This is a genomic window from Glaciimonas sp. Gout2 (assembly GCF_035018905.1).
Taxonomy (GTDB): domain Bacteria; phylum Pseudomonadota; class Gammaproteobacteria; order Burkholderiales; family Burkholderiaceae_D; genus Glaciimonas.
On record NZ_JASJXA010000003.1, the window covers coordinates 97,005 to 115,190 of the forward strand.

The 18,186-nt window shown below is 49.1% G+C and carries 13 protein-coding genes; 9 read left to right on the top strand and 4 right to left on the bottom strand.

Features of this window, described 5'->3' with window-relative positions; genetic code table 11:
- Positions 1-49: 49 nt before the first annotated feature.
- From QN379_RS04115 to QN379_RS04125, 3 genes are all read right to left on the bottom strand, one after another.
- Positions 50-3,406, bottom strand: coding sequence for an EAL and GGDEF domain-containing protein (locus tag QN379_RS04115; RefSeq protein WP_323506087.1), 3,357 nt, complete (start codon positions 3,404-3,406; stop codon positions 50-52).
- 429 nt (positions 3,407-3,835) lie between these two features.
- Positions 3,836-4,345 (bottom strand): DUF1993 domain-containing protein, encoded by a 510-nt coding sequence (locus QN379_RS04120; protein WP_322236348.1) that lies wholly within the window; start codon positions 4,343-4,345, stop codon positions 3,836-3,838.
- 441 nt (positions 4,346-4,786) lie between these two features.
- Positions 4,787-6,574 (bottom strand): glutamine--tRNA ligase/YqeY domain fusion protein, encoded by a 1,788-nt coding sequence (locus tag QN379_RS04125; protein ID WP_322236350.1) that lies wholly within the window; start codon positions 6,572-6,574, stop codon positions 4,787-4,789.
- 195 nt (positions 6,575-6,769) lie between these two features.
- On the opposite strand from QN379_RS04125, the gene QN379_RS04130 reads away from it, so the two are divergent.
- The 9 genes from QN379_RS04130 to QN379_RS04170 all read left to right on the top strand — a co-directional run bounded on the left by QN379_RS04130 (position 6,770) and on the right by QN379_RS04170 (position 17,655).
- Positions 6,770-7,831, top strand: coding sequence for an alpha/beta fold hydrolase (locus tag QN379_RS04130; RefSeq protein ID WP_322236352.1), 1,062 nt, complete (start codon positions 6,770-6,772; stop codon positions 7,829-7,831).
- Positions 7,832-7,905: 74 nt separating this feature from the next.
- Entirely contained in the window at positions 7,906-8,706 is an 801-nt protein-coding gene (gene ugpQ, locus QN379_RS04135; RefSeq protein WP_322236354.1) for a glycerophosphodiester phosphodiesterase, read from the top strand.
- A gap of 209 nt (positions 8,707-8,915) precedes the next feature.
- Positions 8,916-9,212: a hypothetical protein gene (locus QN379_RS04140; protein WP_416348520.1), complete on the top strand. Its 297-nt coding sequence runs from the start codon at positions 8,916-8,918 to the stop codon at positions 9,210-9,212.
- Between the two features lie 310 nt (positions 9,213-9,522).
- Complete coding sequence (alaS, locus tag QN379_RS04145) at positions 9,523-12,147, top strand: alanine--tRNA ligase (RefSeq protein WP_322236356.1); 2,625 nt, start codon at positions 9,523-9,525, stop codon at positions 12,145-12,147.
- A gap of 159 nt (positions 12,148-12,306) precedes the next feature.
- Complete coding sequence (locus QN379_RS04150) at positions 12,307-12,834, top strand: NUDIX domain-containing protein (protein ID WP_322236358.1); 528 nt, start codon at positions 12,307-12,309, stop codon at positions 12,832-12,834.
- A 373-nt stretch (positions 12,835-13,207) separates the two neighbouring features.
- A complete protein-coding gene (locus tag QN379_RS04155; protein WP_108439951.1) occupies positions 13,208-13,441 on the top strand; it encodes a sulfurtransferase TusA family protein in 234 nt (77 codons plus the stop codon).
- A 314-nt stretch (positions 13,442-13,755) separates the two neighbouring features.
- Complete coding sequence (locus QN379_RS04160; RefSeq protein WP_322236360.1) at positions 13,756-14,505, top strand: electron transfer flavoprotein subunit beta/FixA family protein; 750 nt, start codon at positions 13,756-13,758, stop codon at positions 14,503-14,505.
- A 219-nt stretch (positions 14,506-14,724) separates the two neighbouring features.
- The gene (locus QN379_RS04165) at positions 14,725-15,654 is read left to right on the top strand and encodes an electron transfer flavoprotein subunit alpha/FixB family protein (protein ID WP_322236362.1); all 930 of its coding nucleotides are present in this window, start codon (positions 14,725-14,727) and stop codon (positions 15,652-15,654) included.
- A 210-nt stretch (positions 15,655-15,864) separates the two neighbouring features.
- Positions 15,865-17,655 carry an acyl-CoA dehydrogenase gene (locus tag QN379_RS04170; protein ID WP_322240488.1) on the top strand — a complete coding sequence of 597 codons (1,791 nt, stop codon included), beginning with the start codon at positions 15,865-15,867 and terminating at the stop codon, positions 17,653-17,655.
- Positions 17,656-17,763: 108 nt separating this feature from the next.
- Here QN379_RS04170 and QN379_RS04175 read toward each other — a convergent pair whose 3' ends face one another.
- Positions 17,764-18,180, bottom strand: a complete 417-nt coding sequence (locus tag QN379_RS04175) for a hypothetical protein (protein WP_322236364.1) — start codon at positions 18,178-18,180, stop codon at positions 17,764-17,766.
- Positions 18,181-18,186: the final 6 nt, after the last annotated feature.

Below are 18,186 nucleotides of genomic sequence, written 5' to 3' on the forward strand. Positions count from 1 at the left end.
TCTTTTGATGTTCTCCCGTTCGGTAAGTGTTAGTAAATGTACCATGGTTTTATCGTATCAAAGGAGTGCTGAGATCAGTGATAGCGTTGGCGTGATTCTCTTTTAGATGCAAGGCTTCAAACTGTTCTAGCGGAAGCGGTCGGCTAAATAAATATCCTTGATAAGCACTGCAGCCGTTATTGGAAAGGAACGTCATCTGTGATGCCGTTTCTACCCCCTCTGCGATAACCGATAAACCGAGACTTTGCGCAAGTGCCACGATAGTCCGAACAATGGCGGCATCGTTCGGGTCCGTAAGGACATCTCTGACGAAAGTTTGATCGATTTTGAGTTGATCGAGTGGTAGGCGCTTAAGATGGGAAAGTGACGAATAACCCGTCCCGAAATCATCTAAAGAGAAGCGGATGCCCAATGCGATCAAGGCGCTCATCTTGATGATAATATCTTCCACGTTCACGAGCAGCATACTTTCGGTCAGCTCAAGCTTCAGCATGCGAGGATCAGCCCCCGTCAGCTCTAGCAATTCCGTGACGTCTTTGACGAAGTCTGGTTGTCTGAACTGACGCATACTGACGTTGACCGCCAGCGTCAGGTGCGAGGTTTCCGGTCGCAATGACCACACGACAAGTTGGGAACAGGCTGTTTCCAGAACCCAACGTCCCAACGTAAGGATTAACCCGTTCTCTTCAGCTGCCGGGATAAACTCGGCAGGACTCACCAATCCCCGTTTCGGATGCTGCCAGCGTATCAGTGCTTCGGCCCCGGTCCAACGTCCGCTATGATCTACCTGCGCCTGATAATAGAGAATAAATTGTGCGTCTTGTTGCCCGTGACGCAAATCAATCTCAAGCTCTGCGCGGGCAGAAACGGCTGCTTGCATATCGGGCTCGAAGAATCGTAAAGTGTTACGGCCCGCTGACTTTGCCTGATACATGGCAAGATCGGCGCGTTTCAGCAGATCATCTGTCGATTCGTCCCGTCCGCTGAACAGCGTGACGCCGATACTTGATGTGCTGCGGTACAAGTGATCAGCTAGTTGATACGGCTGATTCAGGTGCATCAGGATTTTTTCGCCGACTTGTTCAACCTGAACTGCTGCCGCTTCAAGGTTTTCGCTTAGTTCACTGATCATGATGACAAACTCATCCCCGCCTAGTCGGGCGACAGTGTCGGCAGTGCGTACGCAACTCACAAGGCGCCTGGCGACCTCTTGCAATAGAAGATCGCCCTTGTCATGACCGAGCGTGTCGTTGATGGTCTTGAAGTTATCAAGATCTATAAATAATAACGCGTTGTGTAATTTATTACGCGTGCTGATAGCCTGGACGTGTTCTAACCGATCAATAAGAAGGCGGCGGTTTGGCAGACGTGTAAGAGGATCGTAGAATGCCAACTGCCAAATTTCTTCTTTTGCTGCTCTGCGTCCGATGAACTGACCAATTTGCAAGCCTATAGATCGCGTTACTGCAAGCAGCGCGGGGTCGGAGTGGCGCACATCACGGGCGTAAAATTCCATTACGCCATACAGTTCAGTACCGATTTTGATTGGAAATGCGAACGCGCCCAACGGTCCGGCTGTGGATGTCATCTGTGTAAGCTTGAAACCGGCGTGTTCGGCAACGTGGGGGATCCATAGCGGTTCGCCTGTTGACCAAACACGTTGGATCAATTCGGGCATGATCGAGGCCGGTGGACGTTGCTTGCCCATGCTGACAAATGCGCTTAAATCGCTTGATGCCGCGCTCCATGACTCACCGCGTGTCAGGATTTGTGCTGATCTATCCCAATGCCAGCAAGCACCGCAGTCCCATCCGAGTGTTTCGCAAACGGTCTGAATTATTTTTGGAACAACGTCCTCAAGGGTCTCGGATTTTGCCAGTAACAAGGTGACGGTATATTCCATCGCCTGTTGCTGCTGGTTTTGTTTCTGCTCGCTGATATCTCTACCCACGCCGACAATGCCGCCACTGCGCGTATGTTGCTCTGTCACCTCCAGCCAGCGTCCATCGCTTAGCCGTAATGTGTGTGTGGGGTGACTTGGGTCGCGATGGCGCCGGACTTGTTCTGCGACCCACGCTTCCACATTGCCGTGAAATGCTGGCTCGATTACTTCTCCTTTGGCAAGCGATGATCGCACAATATCTTCAAAGCGCATCCCGGCGATTTCTTCGAATCGTTCGAAATCTGTATAACTCCGGGCGAACTTTCGATTACATAAGACCAAGCGGTCATCGGCGTCAAATAACCCGAAGACTTCGGTCAGGCTTTCGATAGCATCTACCAACGACGCGCGCGCCGCCGCCGCCTGATCGCGCGCAAGGGTGAGTGCTTCTTCCTGAGCATTATGTTCGGTGGTATCCATGACGGTGCCGCGCAAGAAGGTTGTCGGCCCTGCGACATCGAATACTAACTGTCCTAACAAGTGGACCCAGCGAATTTCACCGGTCGGCAAAATGATACGAAATTGAGAGTCTATGGTGCCGCTCTCGGAGCGCGTGGCGTCCATCAACGTGTAGTAATGGGTATGATCTTCGGGATGTACTATTTGCAGGAACTGCGCGTCCGTCGGTGCTGGAAGGGTGGGGTCAATGCCGAACAAGCGGTAGGTTTCCAGCGACCAAATAGCGGAGCGATGAACGAGATCAAACGTCCAGCTTCCAAGTCCAGCCGTACGCTGAGCCTCAGCCAGGCTTGATTCGCTGGCCAAAACCTGTTGCAACACACTGGCAAGTTCGGCGTTGGTTTTACGTAACTGGTTGCGTAATCCACTAATGAAACTACCCATGGTAGCGAACCAGGGCAAGGTGAGTGCGAGAGTCAGCCACTGCAATACTTCGAGACGCAAGTCTAGGGATTGAGGTTTAAATCGTATCAATAGTCCAATTATCAGGCCATAAGCGACCAAAATACTCGCAGCGTAAATCAGTAAGGCACGGCTCGAGAACTGTAGAACGCTGAATAGAAAAGCCATCAGCAAAAGTATGATAAATACCGACCGTCCTCCGTTCGCCGCGTACATGGTGTATAGCGTGATCAGCGTTGCCGCTCCCATTTGAGGAAGGGCCAGATTCGGATCTCGACATTTGAGATTGAGTCCGCTCCGGAATAATACGTAAAAAATGACTACTCCGAGCAACACCATCGTGCTGCTTTGATAGAAAGAATTAAGTGACAGAAGGCCCTGGAAGTAGCAAGCAAACATCAGGCAAATCGCCAACAAGGATGTCCCGGCAGCCATAAAATAGCGACGCATGCGAAGTGCCTGTTTAGGGTCGTACTGGCGTACGAATAAAACGTTGGGGAATGTCTGCGGATGTAGTGATTTCCCCGACTCCTGATGTGATTGTGCATCCAGGAGGTTGTGGTCTTTTAACGTCTGCTCGCTCGAAAGTATGGTCTTCTTCAACTTATTCTGTGGCATGTGAGGAGAGAATGTGCTGCTTGTGTTACTGCTACCTGCTTCTAATCACTTAAGCTAAGGAGTCCGTGTGTGGCGAATGATTGTTTAACGCTGCATCTGTTCCAGTCGGTCGCAATGCAACTTAATTGTCTGTATAGACCTGAGTCGGTCGGTTTTTTTTATATTGTGTATTTTATGATAGTACAGTCTTATGAATATATCGTCATCTGGAAAAAGGCACTATTAACAATTACATTTTTGTTAAACCTTTTATAGAGGATTCGGGTTAATACCTTGAATTTTTTATGATTAAAATAACACTCTTTCTACTTTTTATCACCTTGGTAAACAAAAAAGCGCGACCCTAAGGCCGCGCTTTATGATTTATCTGACTACAGCAAAATCATTTCTCGCATTTTATGTCGTCGTTCGGGTTTAATAGGCGCCCATGAAGTCACGCTTGCCAATTTCAACGCCGTTGTGACGCAGAATGTCGTAAGCGGTGGTGACGTGGAAGAAAAATTGCGGCAAACCGTATTGGAGCAAATAAACCTGACCTGTCAGTTTCTTTTCTTTCGGTGTGCCAGGACGCAATACGATTTCTAACGTTTCGCTGCCGTCAATTTGCGCTGGTGTCAGACCTTCGATAAACGCAAGCGTCTTTTGGATACGCGCTTGCAGTTCAGCAAAGCTTTGCTCGTTATCGTCGTAAGCGGGTACTTCAATACCCGCCAATCGTGAGGAAACGCTTTTAGCGAAATCGGCAGCGATTTGGACTTGGCGCGTCAACGCAAACATATCTGGAAACAAACGTGCTTGAAGAAATGCGTTAGCGTCAATTTTCTTTTCGGTAGCGTGGGCTTCGGCTTTGTTTAGTACGTCGCTTAAACCGTTTAGTAATTGTTTGAAAACGGGGATAGATGAGGTGTACATTGAGATCGTCATTTTTTAGCTCTTGGTGGGTGAAGTCGACTTGAAAGTGACGAAAGTATAGCCGGTTACCCGAATTCGTGAATAAATTGCCACCGACTATCAAAGCCTGCGCATCTCTTCCACTTTGATCGCTCCACCAGGCCGACTCTGCTGTTGATCCGGATAGCGCTATATATCGATCCGATAACCGTTTTGAATTAGGCAAAAGCACAAATAGATGTAACTTCGACGTACTATTGTGTGCTTAGCTAGAAACGCTTTATTGACGTTTTTTAGTAAGGATCTGCGTCTGGAGCAACGCCCAGCCAATAGCTCGGACAACGCGCTATGTACGGATAATGGGTGACCAACTACCTTACTAATTCATTAATTAGTATGGTAGCGGAAACCTATGAGCGATTAAATAATAGTCAATTGAAATAATTAATTACAATAAGGGAATAAGACAATTAATTATTTACCCCAACTATCTTTCAGTGTCACTGTTCTGTTAAACACAGGTTTACCAACGCTGCTATCGACCCGATCAGCGACGAAATAGCCATGACGTTCAAATTGATAACGTTCGTCGGGCATTGCAGCCGACATGCCTGGCTCAAGATACGCGGTGACTACTTCTTTGGAGTGAGGGTTCAAGGCTAGTTTGAAATCTTTGCCGCCCGCATCAGGATGCGGATCGCTAAATAATCGGTCGTACAATCGGACTTCCGCTTCTAACGCGTGGGCTACGCTTACCCAGTGGATGTTGCCCTTGACCTTATAGTTGGCGCTGCCTTCGGTTCCGCTCTTGCTATCTTCGAAACGGGTGCAGTGCACGGCGGTCACATTGCCCTCGGCGTCTTTGTCGAAACCGGTACATTCAACCACGTAACCGTGGCGCAGACGAACGCGGCTACCGGCTTTATCTTCAGTCGGGGGCGTCAGACGGAAATACCCTTTTACTGGCGTTTCCATGAAATCTTCCCGTTCGATCCACACATTTTTTGTCATGGGAAAGTGACGCAACGCGGTGGCGTGATCCGGATGGGCTGGCGGATATACAGGTGCATGGCATTCGACGATTTCATCTTCCGGGAAGTTGTCGATGATGAGTTTGAGCGGGCGCAACACAGCGGTTGCGCGTGGGGCTTTTGGGTCGAGATCCTCACGCAATGCACCTTCCAGCGAACTCATATCAATCCAACCGTCCGACTTGGTGACGCCAGTGCGTTCGCAAAATAGTTGCAGCGATTCTGGCGTATAACCGCGTCGACGGATGCCGACCAGCGTGGACATACGTGGATCATCCCATCCATCAACAATCTTCTCGTCCACCAGTTGACGCAACTTGCGCTTGCTGGTGACAACGTAAGTAATATTCAGGCGCGAAAATTCATACTGATGCGGAACCGGCTTTTGGAGGAAGCCACCATCGCTCAATTTTTCGAGAACCCAGTCATAAAAAGGTCTGTGATCCTGAAATTCCAATGTGCAAATCGAATGGGTGATGTTTTCGAGCGCGTCCGAGATCGGATGTGTGTAGTCATACATCGGATAGATGCACCACGCGTCGCCGGTGCGATGATGATGTGCATGGCGGATACGATAAATCGCAGGATCACGCAAATTCATGTTGGGCGACGTCATGTCAATTTTGGCGCGAACGATGTGCGCACCATCCTTGAATTCGCCCGCTTTCATGCGCCGAAACAGGTCCAGCGATTCTTCTGGCGAGCGTTGACGGAATGGCGAGTCTTTGCCTACTTCGCCAAAGTTGCCGCGATTGGCAGCCATATCTTCGGCGCTTTGGCTGTCAACATAGGCCAGACCCGCGGTGATCAGATATTCGGCCATTTGATACAACTGGTCGAAATAATCGCTGGCGAAGAATAAGTGATCGCCGGTCGCATCTTTCCAGTCAAAACCTAGCCATCTGACACTATCAATGATGGTGTCGACGTATTCCTGCTCTTCTTTTTCCGGATTTGTGTCATCAAAACGTAAGTGACAGCGGCCAGCATAATCACGTGCCAAACCAAAGTTCACGCAAATGGCTTTTGCATGACCAATATGCAAGTAACCGTTAGGCTCAGGCGGAAAGCGGGTGACGATGGACGGTATGGCTTGACCCTGACCATCCTTGCGACCAGCGTAGACACCCGCAGTCATATCGGCTTCGATAATCGTGCGCAGGAAGTTGGACGGTGTCGGCGCGGGTGCTTGATTACCGTTAGCGGGGATATTCTTGGGATCGTTGCTCATGAATGTTTTTTGCGCAAGCGCTTTGCGGAATAAGTATAAAGATGAAAAGCATTTTACCGTAGCGAGGTGGTTTGTCGTTCGGTTTGTCAGTTCTGAGAGGGTGTTTTTTGTTAACCTGTCAGGCGCAGTCAATAATCCGCGCGTGAATAAGATAAATGACAGACAATTTAGTCATCTCATCGTAAGGACTTAGCAATGCCTCCAGACGCAACCCAAAACGCTGGTATGCGCGCCATGACAGTGCGTCGCGCCGATCATCCATCCATGCCGGTTGCACTGTTTTATCCCAGTAAATCCCCGGCCAAAATGATGCGGCTAGGTCCGTATGCGCCTGTTTTGGCATTTAATGGGGTACCTGAACTTCCCCTAAAAGGGGTAATTTTATTGTCGCACGGCTCTGGCGGCAGTCAGCTGGCTCACTATAATCTTGCCATACAATTAGCAAAAAACGGTTATCTCGTGGCCGCACCACAACATCCTGGAGATAACTGGGATGATCGCTCTTTGGTGCTTTCTGACGATTATTTTTCCGAGCGGCCCCGGCAATTATCGCGTTTGTTGGATGCTTTGCTGATCGATTCCTATTGGAGCGCGCATATTGTAGGACTGAAAATCGGTGCGTTAGGGCATTCTGCCGGTGGTTTTAGTGTCTTGGCGTTGGCCGGAGGGATGGCCGATCGTCAGCAAATGCTGCACCATTGCGCCACCACCATTGATGATCAATTGTTTTGTCAGTTGGGCGGTGATCCCCATGGCTTGGCCAAGGTTACTGGTTTTGAGGCGAACGAGGCAGAGAGGGTTGCCGGATCGGCTTCAGCGGGAGCTTCGGTCATAAATACCACGCTAACTGACGCTGATGCTGATGCAATTGATTTTGACGTACGTGATCCGCGCATTCATGCGGTATTTGCGATGGCTCCAATTGGTTTGGCGTTCGCACCGGCTTCCCTGAAGCGATTAGACGTGCCGCTTCACATCGTCACTGCGCAAAAAGATACGGTACTGACACCCAAATATCATGGAAACTGGCTTCGTGCACGGCTGCCACAGGCTGTCTTTGAGGAGGTCGCTAATGCTGGCCATTTCGCGTTTATGGCACCGCCTTTAATACAGTTGAACTCAGATGCCGGTGACCCAGGAGAGGATCCCCCGGGCTTTGATAGAGCAAATTACCTGTTAAGGCTCGAACAGCAAGTCGTGCGGTTCTTTGATAGCGTATTGCTTAAAATCGAAAAGGCTCGAGTAAGCGACAGGTAATAGGGCGCTCCTGTTGGCGATGATTCAAATGATTGACCATTCGACTGTTGTTAATTAATTGGGAGAAAATAATCATGTGGCCGTATCCTAAAATCGTCGCCCATCGAGGCGGTGGGACGTTAGCACCCGAAAACACTCTGGCGGGGATGCGCTGCGGACTTCTACACGGGTTTCGCGCTGTCGAGTTCGACGTGATGTTGTCCGGAGATGGCGAGCCGATTTTGATGCACGATCCGGTTTTTGGTCGCACTGTCAGGGGAGTAGGCAAGGTCAATGCATTTACGACGGCGCAATTGACAGCCATGGACGCTGGTGGTTGGTTTGGCTCAGAGTACATCGGCGAACCGGTTTGTACCTATCAACAGGCAATGGCCTTTTGTCGGCAGCACGGAATTTGGATGAATGTAGAAATTAAACCGGTGGAAGGGTTTGAGGTCGAAACCGGACGCATCGTGGCACAAATGACGCGCGCGGTTTTTGAGGTGGAGGCAGCGGCTCACAGGGTTTCACCGAGTCTTGCTACCGCGGCTAATTTACCGTTGTTATCTTCGTTTTCGTTAGAGGCCTTACGCGCCGCACAGATTGCTGCTGAAGTGATTCCCAGGGCTTATTTGACAACCACGGTTAAAGATGACTGGCTTGAGCGCCTAAAAGAGTTGGAGGCGGTTTCTCTCCATACTAATCACAAGTATCTATCACCAATGCAGGCGAGCGCTGTTAAGGCATCAGGCGCTGGTCTGTTCTGCTACACCGTCAATTCAGTAAAGCGAGCCAGAGAAATACTGGCTTGGGGCGTTGATGGTTTTTGCACTGACCGGATTGACCTTATTTCGGCAGATTTCTCTAGTGTTAGGTTTGATCAAGAGGCGCTTTAGTAGCGTTTAAGTTGCACCTGCGCTAGAAAACGCATAAAGGATTACACTAAATAGTGCCTGGAAAAAACTTATTGTGAGTTTCATGTCAACCTCAGCGATTAACCTCGCGTTAAGAAGGGGCAGGTCACACTGGTTGACCTTATTCAATTTAACCTTTGTTGGTTAACGTCTTAATTAGGATTTATTACGGTAGCAATAAATTGAGTAAGTTGAGTAAGCGCCAGTTTTTCGCAGCAGTAGATAGTATTTTTTTAATCAACGATGATGAAAAGGAACTCAAAATGAAAATCAATAAACTGTTAGCCGCCGTAATCGTCGCTGCTTTCGCTCTGCCTGTGATGGCGCAAAATGCACCTGTTCCACCAGCACCAGCGCCGGCAGCAACAATGGCAGCGCCTGCCGCTCCGGCTGCTAAACCGGCGCCTAAACATCACGGCAAAAAACATCACCATCGTCGTCACCATGCCAAAGCATCAGCCACTGGAAAGATTAATACAGGTCATTAATTAACCTTTGGCAGTTCGCGTTTGGCGAGGTTGCGCCATATTCTCTTAAAAAGCCCGTCAAAAGTGATTTTGATGGGCTTTTGCAATAGGAGGTCGGGCTGTCCGACTGACAGGAAGCGGTCGCAAAATGGTGTGGTCGTTGCGTGCATTGCAACGGGGGCCACAATTTGTCCTCATCTAACCCGTTTTTCTCCCTTTGTCTGACTGTCCGACAGCCGCCCGGCTTTTTGAAGCGCGTGGCTGGTATCACGTATAATCAGTGCTTTGCAAAATGACACTTCCCTTGCACGCTTTTTTTTCGCCCAAGAACATGAACTCAGCCGATATACGCGATAAGTTTCTCACTTTCTTTGAATCCAAAGACCATACCGTGGTTCGTTCCTCCAGCCTTGTGCCGGGTAATGATCCGACGCTGCTATTTACCAACTCTGGGATGGTCCAATTTAAGGACGTCTTTCTCGGTACCGAGAAACGTAACTACGTTCGTGCGACATCCGTACAGCGGTGTTTGCGTGCAGGCGGCAAACACAACGATCTGGAAAATGTTGGATATACCGCTCGCCACCACACTTTTTTCGAAATGCTGGGAAATTGGTCTTTCGGGGATTATTTTAAACGCGACTCTTTAAAGTGGGCGTTTGAACTATTGACTGAGGTCTATGGTTTGCCAGCTGAAAAGCTTTGGGCCACCGTATATGAGACCGATGATGAGGCCTACGATATCTGGGTGAATGAGATCGGCCTACCGCCAGAGCGCGTTGTCCGGATTGGCGACAATAAAGGTGCACCATTTGCATCAGACAATTTCTGGCAAATGGCAGATACCGGCCCTTGCGGTCCCTGTTCTGAGATTTTTTTCGATCATGGCCCGGATATTTGGGGCGGTCCTCCGGGCAGTCCGGATCAAGACGGTGACCGTTACATCGAAATCTGGAATAACGTTTTCATGCAGTTTGACCGTCAGGTCGACGCCAAAACCGGTGAAGCGACATTGACGCCATTGCCGCGCCAATGTGTTGATACCGGCATGGGTTTGGAGCGATTGGCCGCTATATTGCAGCACGTGCATAGTAATTATGAGATTGATCTGTTCCAAAATTTGATCAAGGCAGCAGCGCGCGAAACCAATGTTGCCGATTTGACAAATAACTCGTTGAAAGTGATCGCCGACCACATTCGTGCTTGTGCGTTCCTAATTGTGGACGGCGTTATTCCCGGTAATGAAGGTCGTGGTTACGTCTTGCGTCGCATTATCCGTCGCGCATTACGTCACGGACATAAGCTGGAGCAAACCAAACCGTTTTTCTACAAACTCGTCAAAGATCTGGTCTTAGAGATGGGCGCAGCCTATCCTGAATTGCCGGAAGCTGCCGAGCGCGTTGAGCAAACTTTGAAGCAGGAAGAAGAGCGTTTTGGGGAAACGCTAGAACACGGAATGAAAATTCTGGAAGCCGCCTTGGCAAAAAATCCTAAAAAATTAGATGGTGATACAGCTTTCACGCTATATGACACTTTCGGGTTCCCGCTTGATTTGACTGCAGATATTTGTCGTGAGCGTGAAGTTGCGCTCGACGAGGCTGGTTTTGACGTCGCAATGAAACGTCAACAAGAAGCTAGCCGTGCTGGTGGTAAATTCAAAATGGCGTCGGGCGTTGAGTATAGCGGTGAGAAGACAAATTTTGTCGGTTATACCGCGCTGGCGCACGATGCCAAAGTGTTAGCTTTATACGTTGATGGCAGTGCGGTACAAAAAATCGAAGCTGGTCAAAATGCGATTGTCGTGCTCGATACCACACCATTTTATGCCGAGTCAGGCGGTCAGGCTGGCGACTCCGGCGTACTTGAAACAGCGACGGCAACATTTGTGGTGACCGATACCCTCAAGATTCAGGCCGAGGTGTTTGGCCATCATGGTCGATTGGAGCAAGGCACACTGAACGTCGGCGATCAACTTGGTGCCAATGTCGATACTGCGCAACGCGCACGCACTATCCGGAATCATTCAGCGACGCATTTAATGCACAAAGCATTGCGCGAGGTGCTGGGCGTGCATGTGGCGCAAAAGGGTTCGTTGGTTGATGCTGATAAAACCCGATTTGACTTTAGTCATAACGCGCCTGTCAGTGCCGATCAAATTCGTCTGATCGAAGACATAGTCAATGGCGAAGTGTTGGAAAACATCGCCACCAGCGCCACCTTGATGTCATTCGACGACGCCGTTGCAAGCGGTGCTATGGCCTTGTTCGGTGAAAAATATGGTGATGAAGTACGCGTGTTATCGATCGGTTCTTCGACCGAATTATGCGGCGGTGTCCACGTCAATCGTACTGGTGATATTGGCTTGTTCAAAATCGTTGCAGAAAGTGGTGTCGCGGCCGGTATTCGTCGTATTGAAGCGGTAACAGGACTTGGCGCATTGGCACTCGTTCAAAGCTTGAGTAGCCGTGTCACCGAAGCGGCGACAGCGTTGAAATCACCGCCGGAAGAATTAACGCAACGTATCGGTCAGGTGCAAGATCACGTTAAGGCGCTAGAAAAAGAGATGGCTGCGTTGAAGTCTAAACTGGCTGCAAATCAGGGTAATGAACTGGTTAATCAGGCGGTGGATGTCAACGGCATCAAGGTATTGGCTGCAATGCTCGAAGGCGCGGATAGCGCGACTTTACGTGAAACGATGGATAAGTTAAAAGATAAACTGAAAACCGCAGCGATCGTGTTGGCGACCGTCAAGGACGGAAAAGTCAGCTTGATCGCAGGTGTCACAGCCGATGCGATTGCCAAAGTAAAAGCCGGTGATCTGGTCAATTTTGTGGCCCAGCAAGTTGGCGGTAAAGGCGGCGGGCGGCCTGACATGGCGCAAGCTGGCGGTACTGATCCAAGCGGATTGGCGGCAGCGCTGCAAGGAGTCGTTAAGTGGGTTGGCGAACGCGGCTAAAAATGCCCCTTGCCAAGCGGCGGCTAGTACTTGAAGCGGGTTTGAGGCGCTCTTAAATCTTGCCTGGTGTTTGCTTGCGGCTGAAATAATGCATGCTGCCGGTTGGCATTTTGTCTTGTAGATGAATGGTGAGCGATTGATTTCGCCGAATGGTTGCTGATGAGTGAATTTAAATTTTGCCCGATCTGTGCTGCTTCTTTGACGTTGCGTGCAGATGAGGGCGAGGCAGGAAAACCCCGGTTATCCTGCCCGGAAGGTCACTGGACGCATTGGGATAACCCGCTGCCCGTATTGGCCGCCGTGGTTGAGATCGATGGGAAAATTCTGTTGGCTCGGAATGCAGCATGGCAGGAAAATATGTTCGCGCTGATCACTGGTTTCATGGAGCGTGACGAGACGCCAGAACAGGGAATCGCCCGCGAATTAAAAGAAGAAACGAATCTCGATGCTGATCAAATTACATTGATCGGGGTGTATGAGTTTATGCGTAAGAACGAACTGATCATTGCTTATCACGTAAAAGCTTCGGGAACGATTCAGTTGTCAGAAGAGTTACTGGAATATCGGCTGTTATCGCCGGCCAAGTTAAAGCCGTGGCGTGCCGGCACTGGTTACGCCGTGGCAGAATGGATGCGCCAACAAGGGCTGAATGTCGAGTTTGTGGATAGGCCTATTTTGGTAGATTAAGCACGACTATTCGTCGGAAAAACGTAGCGTGCAAGGACGTATTCATTAGCGCGAGGTTTTTTATTTAACTAGCAATATGGGCGAGTTGAGTAGCGTTATTTCAGAGCTAATTTTCAATATGCGGTCGTACATTCTCTTATGTAACCTATTCAACAAACTGCTTTGAATGGGCGCATAATTAAGCAGCAGAAACGAGCAGTTGAACGCATTTGATAAGGGGATTTGCAATAAAAATTATCAGAATTATGATTTTTATTCATGGTGTGCGGAATTTGTTGTAAAACTGGTGGATTTTTGTTGCAATGCATCATGCGGCAAGTGTTTGGAGTAGAATCGCCAAAAAGCAGCAACGTTAAAATAATTTTGATACAAACTGGTTATGGAATTTAATAGAGAACTTGATGCTCGCGGTCTACACTGTCCGCTGCCGATTTTGAAAACAAAAAAAGCGCTGGCCGATATGTTGAGCGGGCAAGTTTTACGCGTGTTAGCTACCGACTCTGGATCGGTGCGTGATTTTCAGGCGTTTGCCAAACAAACCGGCAATGACTTGTTATCTCAAAGCGAAGAAAATAGAGAATACGTTTTCTTTATGAAACGTAAGTAATCACGCTTATTGTGAATCAGACGCATTTCAAGGCGCAGGTGAAACATGTTAGTTGTATTGTCAATATGGTAATTAAGCGACTTGCACTTGTACCGCTATTCAAGGCTTTGGTATGCCGTACCAAATTCGCTATTTCTTTTCTAGCCTCCATTTCGATTCCCTATTTTAGTTCACGCCTCTAGGTAATTTCATCTACAAATTAATAGTACGTTCGTGCTAAATTTTGGTTGCGGAGCTATTTCTCTCTTATAATCGCATAATCAATTAACGTTAACGTCAACTCGATTCTCAATTTTTAATTAAAAGGCAGACCGATGAAAGTATTAGTTCCAGTCAAACGTGTAGTCGACTACAACGTCAAAGTGCGCGTTAAATCCGATGGCACAGGTGTTGATATTGCAAACGTCAAAATGTCGATGAATCCGTTCGATGAGATCGCTGTAGAGGAGGCGATGCGTCTGAAAGAGGGCGGCAAGGTCACTGAAGTGATCGCGATCTCTTGCGGCGTTACCCAATGCCAGGAAACCCTGCGCACAGCAATGGCAATTGGTGCAGATCGTGCGATTTTGGTGGAGTCGGATGTTGATTTGCAACCACTGGCCGTTGCTAAGTTATTGAAAGCGATTGCGGATAAAGAGCAACCACAATTGATCATCCTTGGTAAGCAAGCAATTGATGATGATTGCAATCAAACCGGTCAGATGTTGGCTGCTTTGCTAGGTTGGCCACAGGCAACATTTGCCTCCAAAGTCGTACTGGAAGAAGGCAAAGTGTTAGTGACGCGTGAAGTAGACGGTGGCCTGGAGACGCTTGCACTGACGTTGCCAGCGATTATCACAACGGATTTGCGTCTCAACGAGCCACGTTACGTGACGTTGCCGAACATCATGAAAGCCAAGAAAAAAACGCTGGATGTGTTTAAACCAGCTGATCTGGGTGTTGATGTCACGCCGCGATTGAAAACCTTGAAAGTGGTAGAGCCAGCCAAACGGAGTGCCGGTATCAAAGTGCCGGATGTTGCTACGTTGATTGCGAAGTTACGCAATGAAGCAAAAGTAATTTAAGACTTAATAGAGCGTATTGAAGGCGCATATTTGTTGCTATTAAAGTGATGTGGTGTGCAAGCGCCCCATTGTGCAAAATACCTTTATGCGTTTAAACAAGTGAGGATCGAACGCGATAAATCGCGAACATTGTCACCCGAAGAAAACCAGCCGGCCGCCGCACAACATTTGATGCCCTCTAATGGGTGGCGACCGTAATACCCATCATCAGGAGATACCATGACTGCTCTCGTCATTGCTGAACACGATAATGCAACCTTAAAAGGTAGCACCCTTAACACCATCACTGCGGCAGTGCAATGCGGTGGTGAAGTCCACGTACTAGTGGCAGGAAAAGACTGCGGCGCGGCGGCGCAAGCTGCGGCAAAGGCTGTTGGCGTCACTAAGGTGTTAGTCGCCGATACTGCTTATTTCGCCGATGGTTTGGCAGAGAATATCGCTGAGCAAGTGCTTGCGCTGGCAGCTAACTACAGCCACATCCTGGCACCGGCAACCGCGTACGGCAAAAATATCCTGCCACGTGTCGCGGCCTGTCTGGATGTCGGTCAGATTTCAGAAATCGTTAAGGTTGATAGTCCAGATACGTTCGAGCGTCCTATTTATGCGGGCAACGCCATTGCTACCGTCCAATCTATTGATCCGATCAAAGTGATTACGGTACGTACCACTGGTTTTGACGCAGCTGCTGACGGTGGCGCGGCCACGGTCGAAAATATCACTGCGGCTGCAGATTTTGCTAAGTCGTCGTTTGTATCGCGTGAGCTAGCTAAATCGGATCGTCCAGAACTGACGGCCGCCAAAGTGATCGTCTCCGGCGGTCGCGGTATGGGTTCGGCAGAAAACTTTAAGATATTGGAGCCTCTGGCTGACAAACTGGGCGCGGCGATGGGCGCTTCACGGGCTGCGGTCGATGCGGGTTTTGTGCCGAATGACTGGCAAGTCGGCCAGACCGGGAAAATCGTGGCACCGCAGCTCTATATTGCGGTCGGTATTTCGGGTGCGATTCAGCATCTCGCCGGGATGAAAGACTCTAAAACGATCGTTGCAATCAATAAGGATGAAGAGGCTCCGATTTTCTCGGTCGCTGATTACGGCATCGTGGGTGATCTGTTTGAGATCGTTCCGCAATTTGTGGCCGAACTTGGTTAATTGTCACCGCGACAATATATTGAGCAAAGTGTAAAGAGACTGGTCTGGGATTCAGGTAACTCATTGGGTAGCTGCAGCTTGATTGCTGCTTAGCTGCTGCTCAATTGCAACTTTATGGTACCTGGCGGTTAGACCTATTAATGAGAACGTTTGCAAAAACGCCAAGGCAGTATTACGGAAGTGGTACTGCCCATTTTTTTGGAGTACTTGATGAGTTATGTCGCGCCGTTAAAAGATATGTTGTTCGCCCTGAACGCCCTCGCTGGGCTTGAGCAAGTCAGTCAACTGCCGGGTTGCGCAGACGCGACACCGGAAACTGTCGAAGCAGTACTCCAGGAAAATGCCCGATTTTGTAGCGAAGTGGTGGCACCTCTGAACCGCTCGGGAGATCAGGAGCCAAGCTTTTGGCGCGATGGCGATGTGATTACCAGCAAGGGTTTTAAGGAGGCGTTCAAGTCATTTGCAGAGGCGGGATGGCAAGGAGTTCAGCATCCAGAAGAATATGGCGGCCAGGGTTTGCCAAAACTCGTGGCCACACCGTGCATCGAAATGCTGAATGCCGCTAATCTGTCCTTTGCGCTATGTCCGTTACTAAGCGATGGCGCGATTGAAGCGTTGATGACGGCTGGCACAGATGCGCAAAAAAGCATGTATTTAGAAAATCTGGTATCCGGAAAATGGACAGGTACTATGAATCTGACTGAACCGCAGGCTGGTTCCGACTTGGCACAAGTGCGCACGCGCGCTGTGCCGCAAGGCGATGGCACGTTCAAGGTTTCGGGTACAAAGATTTTCATTACCTTTGGCGATCACGACATGGCCGAGAATATCGTCCATCTGGTGTTGGCACGCACTCCTGATGCGCCTGAAGGCGTAAAGGGGATTTCGTTATTTGTTGTCCCGAAATTTCTGGTGAACGCGGATGGTTCACTTGGTAATCGCAATGATGTTCATTGCGTCTCCATCGAACACAAGCTTGGCATAAAGGCAAGTCCAACTGCTGTCCTCCAGTTTGGCGATCACGGCGGTGCAATCGGGACATTGGTTGGGTTAGAAAACCGTGGTCTGGAATATATGTTCATCATGATGAACGCCGCACGTTTTGCTGTTGGCATGCAAGGTGTTGGCATCGCTGAGCGGGCTTACCAAAAGGCGGTGAGTTTTGCCAAAGACCGTATGCAATCACGCGATTTAAGTGGATCAGCGGGGCCAGTTGCCATTATCAATCACCCTGACGTGCGCCGTATGTTGATGTCTATGCGCTCGCAAACTGAGGCGGCACGCGCCTTGGCTTATGTCACAGCCGCGGCATCTGATATAGCGCATCACCACGTTGACGAGGCTACGCGCAAAGCCAATCATGCGTTTTACGAATACCTTGTACCTATCGTCAAGGGTTGGTCTACTGAGATGTCGATTGAAGTCGCCTCGACCGGTGTGCAGATACATGGTGGCATGGGTTTTATTGAAGAGACCGGTGCTGCGCAGTTTTACCGCGATGCACGTATTTTGACAATCTATGAGGGTACAACAGCGATTCAGGCGAATGATCTGATCGGCCGTAAGACTGCTCGCGACGGCGGTGCTGTTGCGAAAGGTATTGTTGCGCAAGTCAGAGCAACTCAAGTTCAATTGGCTTCTAGTAGCGATGCTGATTTACTTGCCATTGGCAAACAATTGGCAATTGGAGCAGATGCATTGGAGCAGGTAATTGACTATGTCGTCGCAAATCTAAAAAGCGATATTAAAGCAGTATTTGCCGGCAGTGTGCCGTACCTGAAGTTAGCCGGCATTGTCCTCGGCGGTTGGCAATTGGGGCGGTCGGCTTTGATTGCTTCAGAAAGATTAGTGGCGGGTGAGGGCGACGCTAGCTTCTATCGCGCCAAAATAGGCACTGCACGGTTTTTTGCCGATCATATATTGGCGCAATCGACGGGACTGCAAACGTCGGTGATAAGCGGAAGTGCAGGCGTGATGGCCTTAACTGAAGATCAATTTTAATCAGGGTTAATTTGTTTGAGTAATAAAAAAGCAGCCATAGGCTGCTTTTTTATTTACTCATTTCTCTGGATGCAAGACTTGCACAGTCAATACCTGACTAAACATTCTTTATCCGTACGAACCACCAGTAAATAGCAGGTCAAAAGTGCGAGCGATGGTTCCTATCAAGCCAATTGCGCCCACGCCGACACTTAGTACGATAATTAATGCTATCAGCCATGTCGATTCCGATTTTTTGCCTGAGTTGGTATTTTGTTGTGCATCCCATTTTTCATCAGGCATTAAGCCAGTGACCAATGCCTCCAGAATCGCAATTAATGCCGAGGCGATAAGAGGTGCAAATACAAACAGTTTTTGCTGTTCAGGCCACAGTGTGAGAGCTAATAAAGATAATGGCAATGTGGCAAGATGCAGCCAGCCCCAAACGTCTTTTGCTCCGTGTAAATAAAATCTGTGTAACCCAATGCTGCCAAATACGGTGGTTATAAAGGTGGTGAAGGTCTTGTTTTTATGGTTTGTCGTCATTGAAAT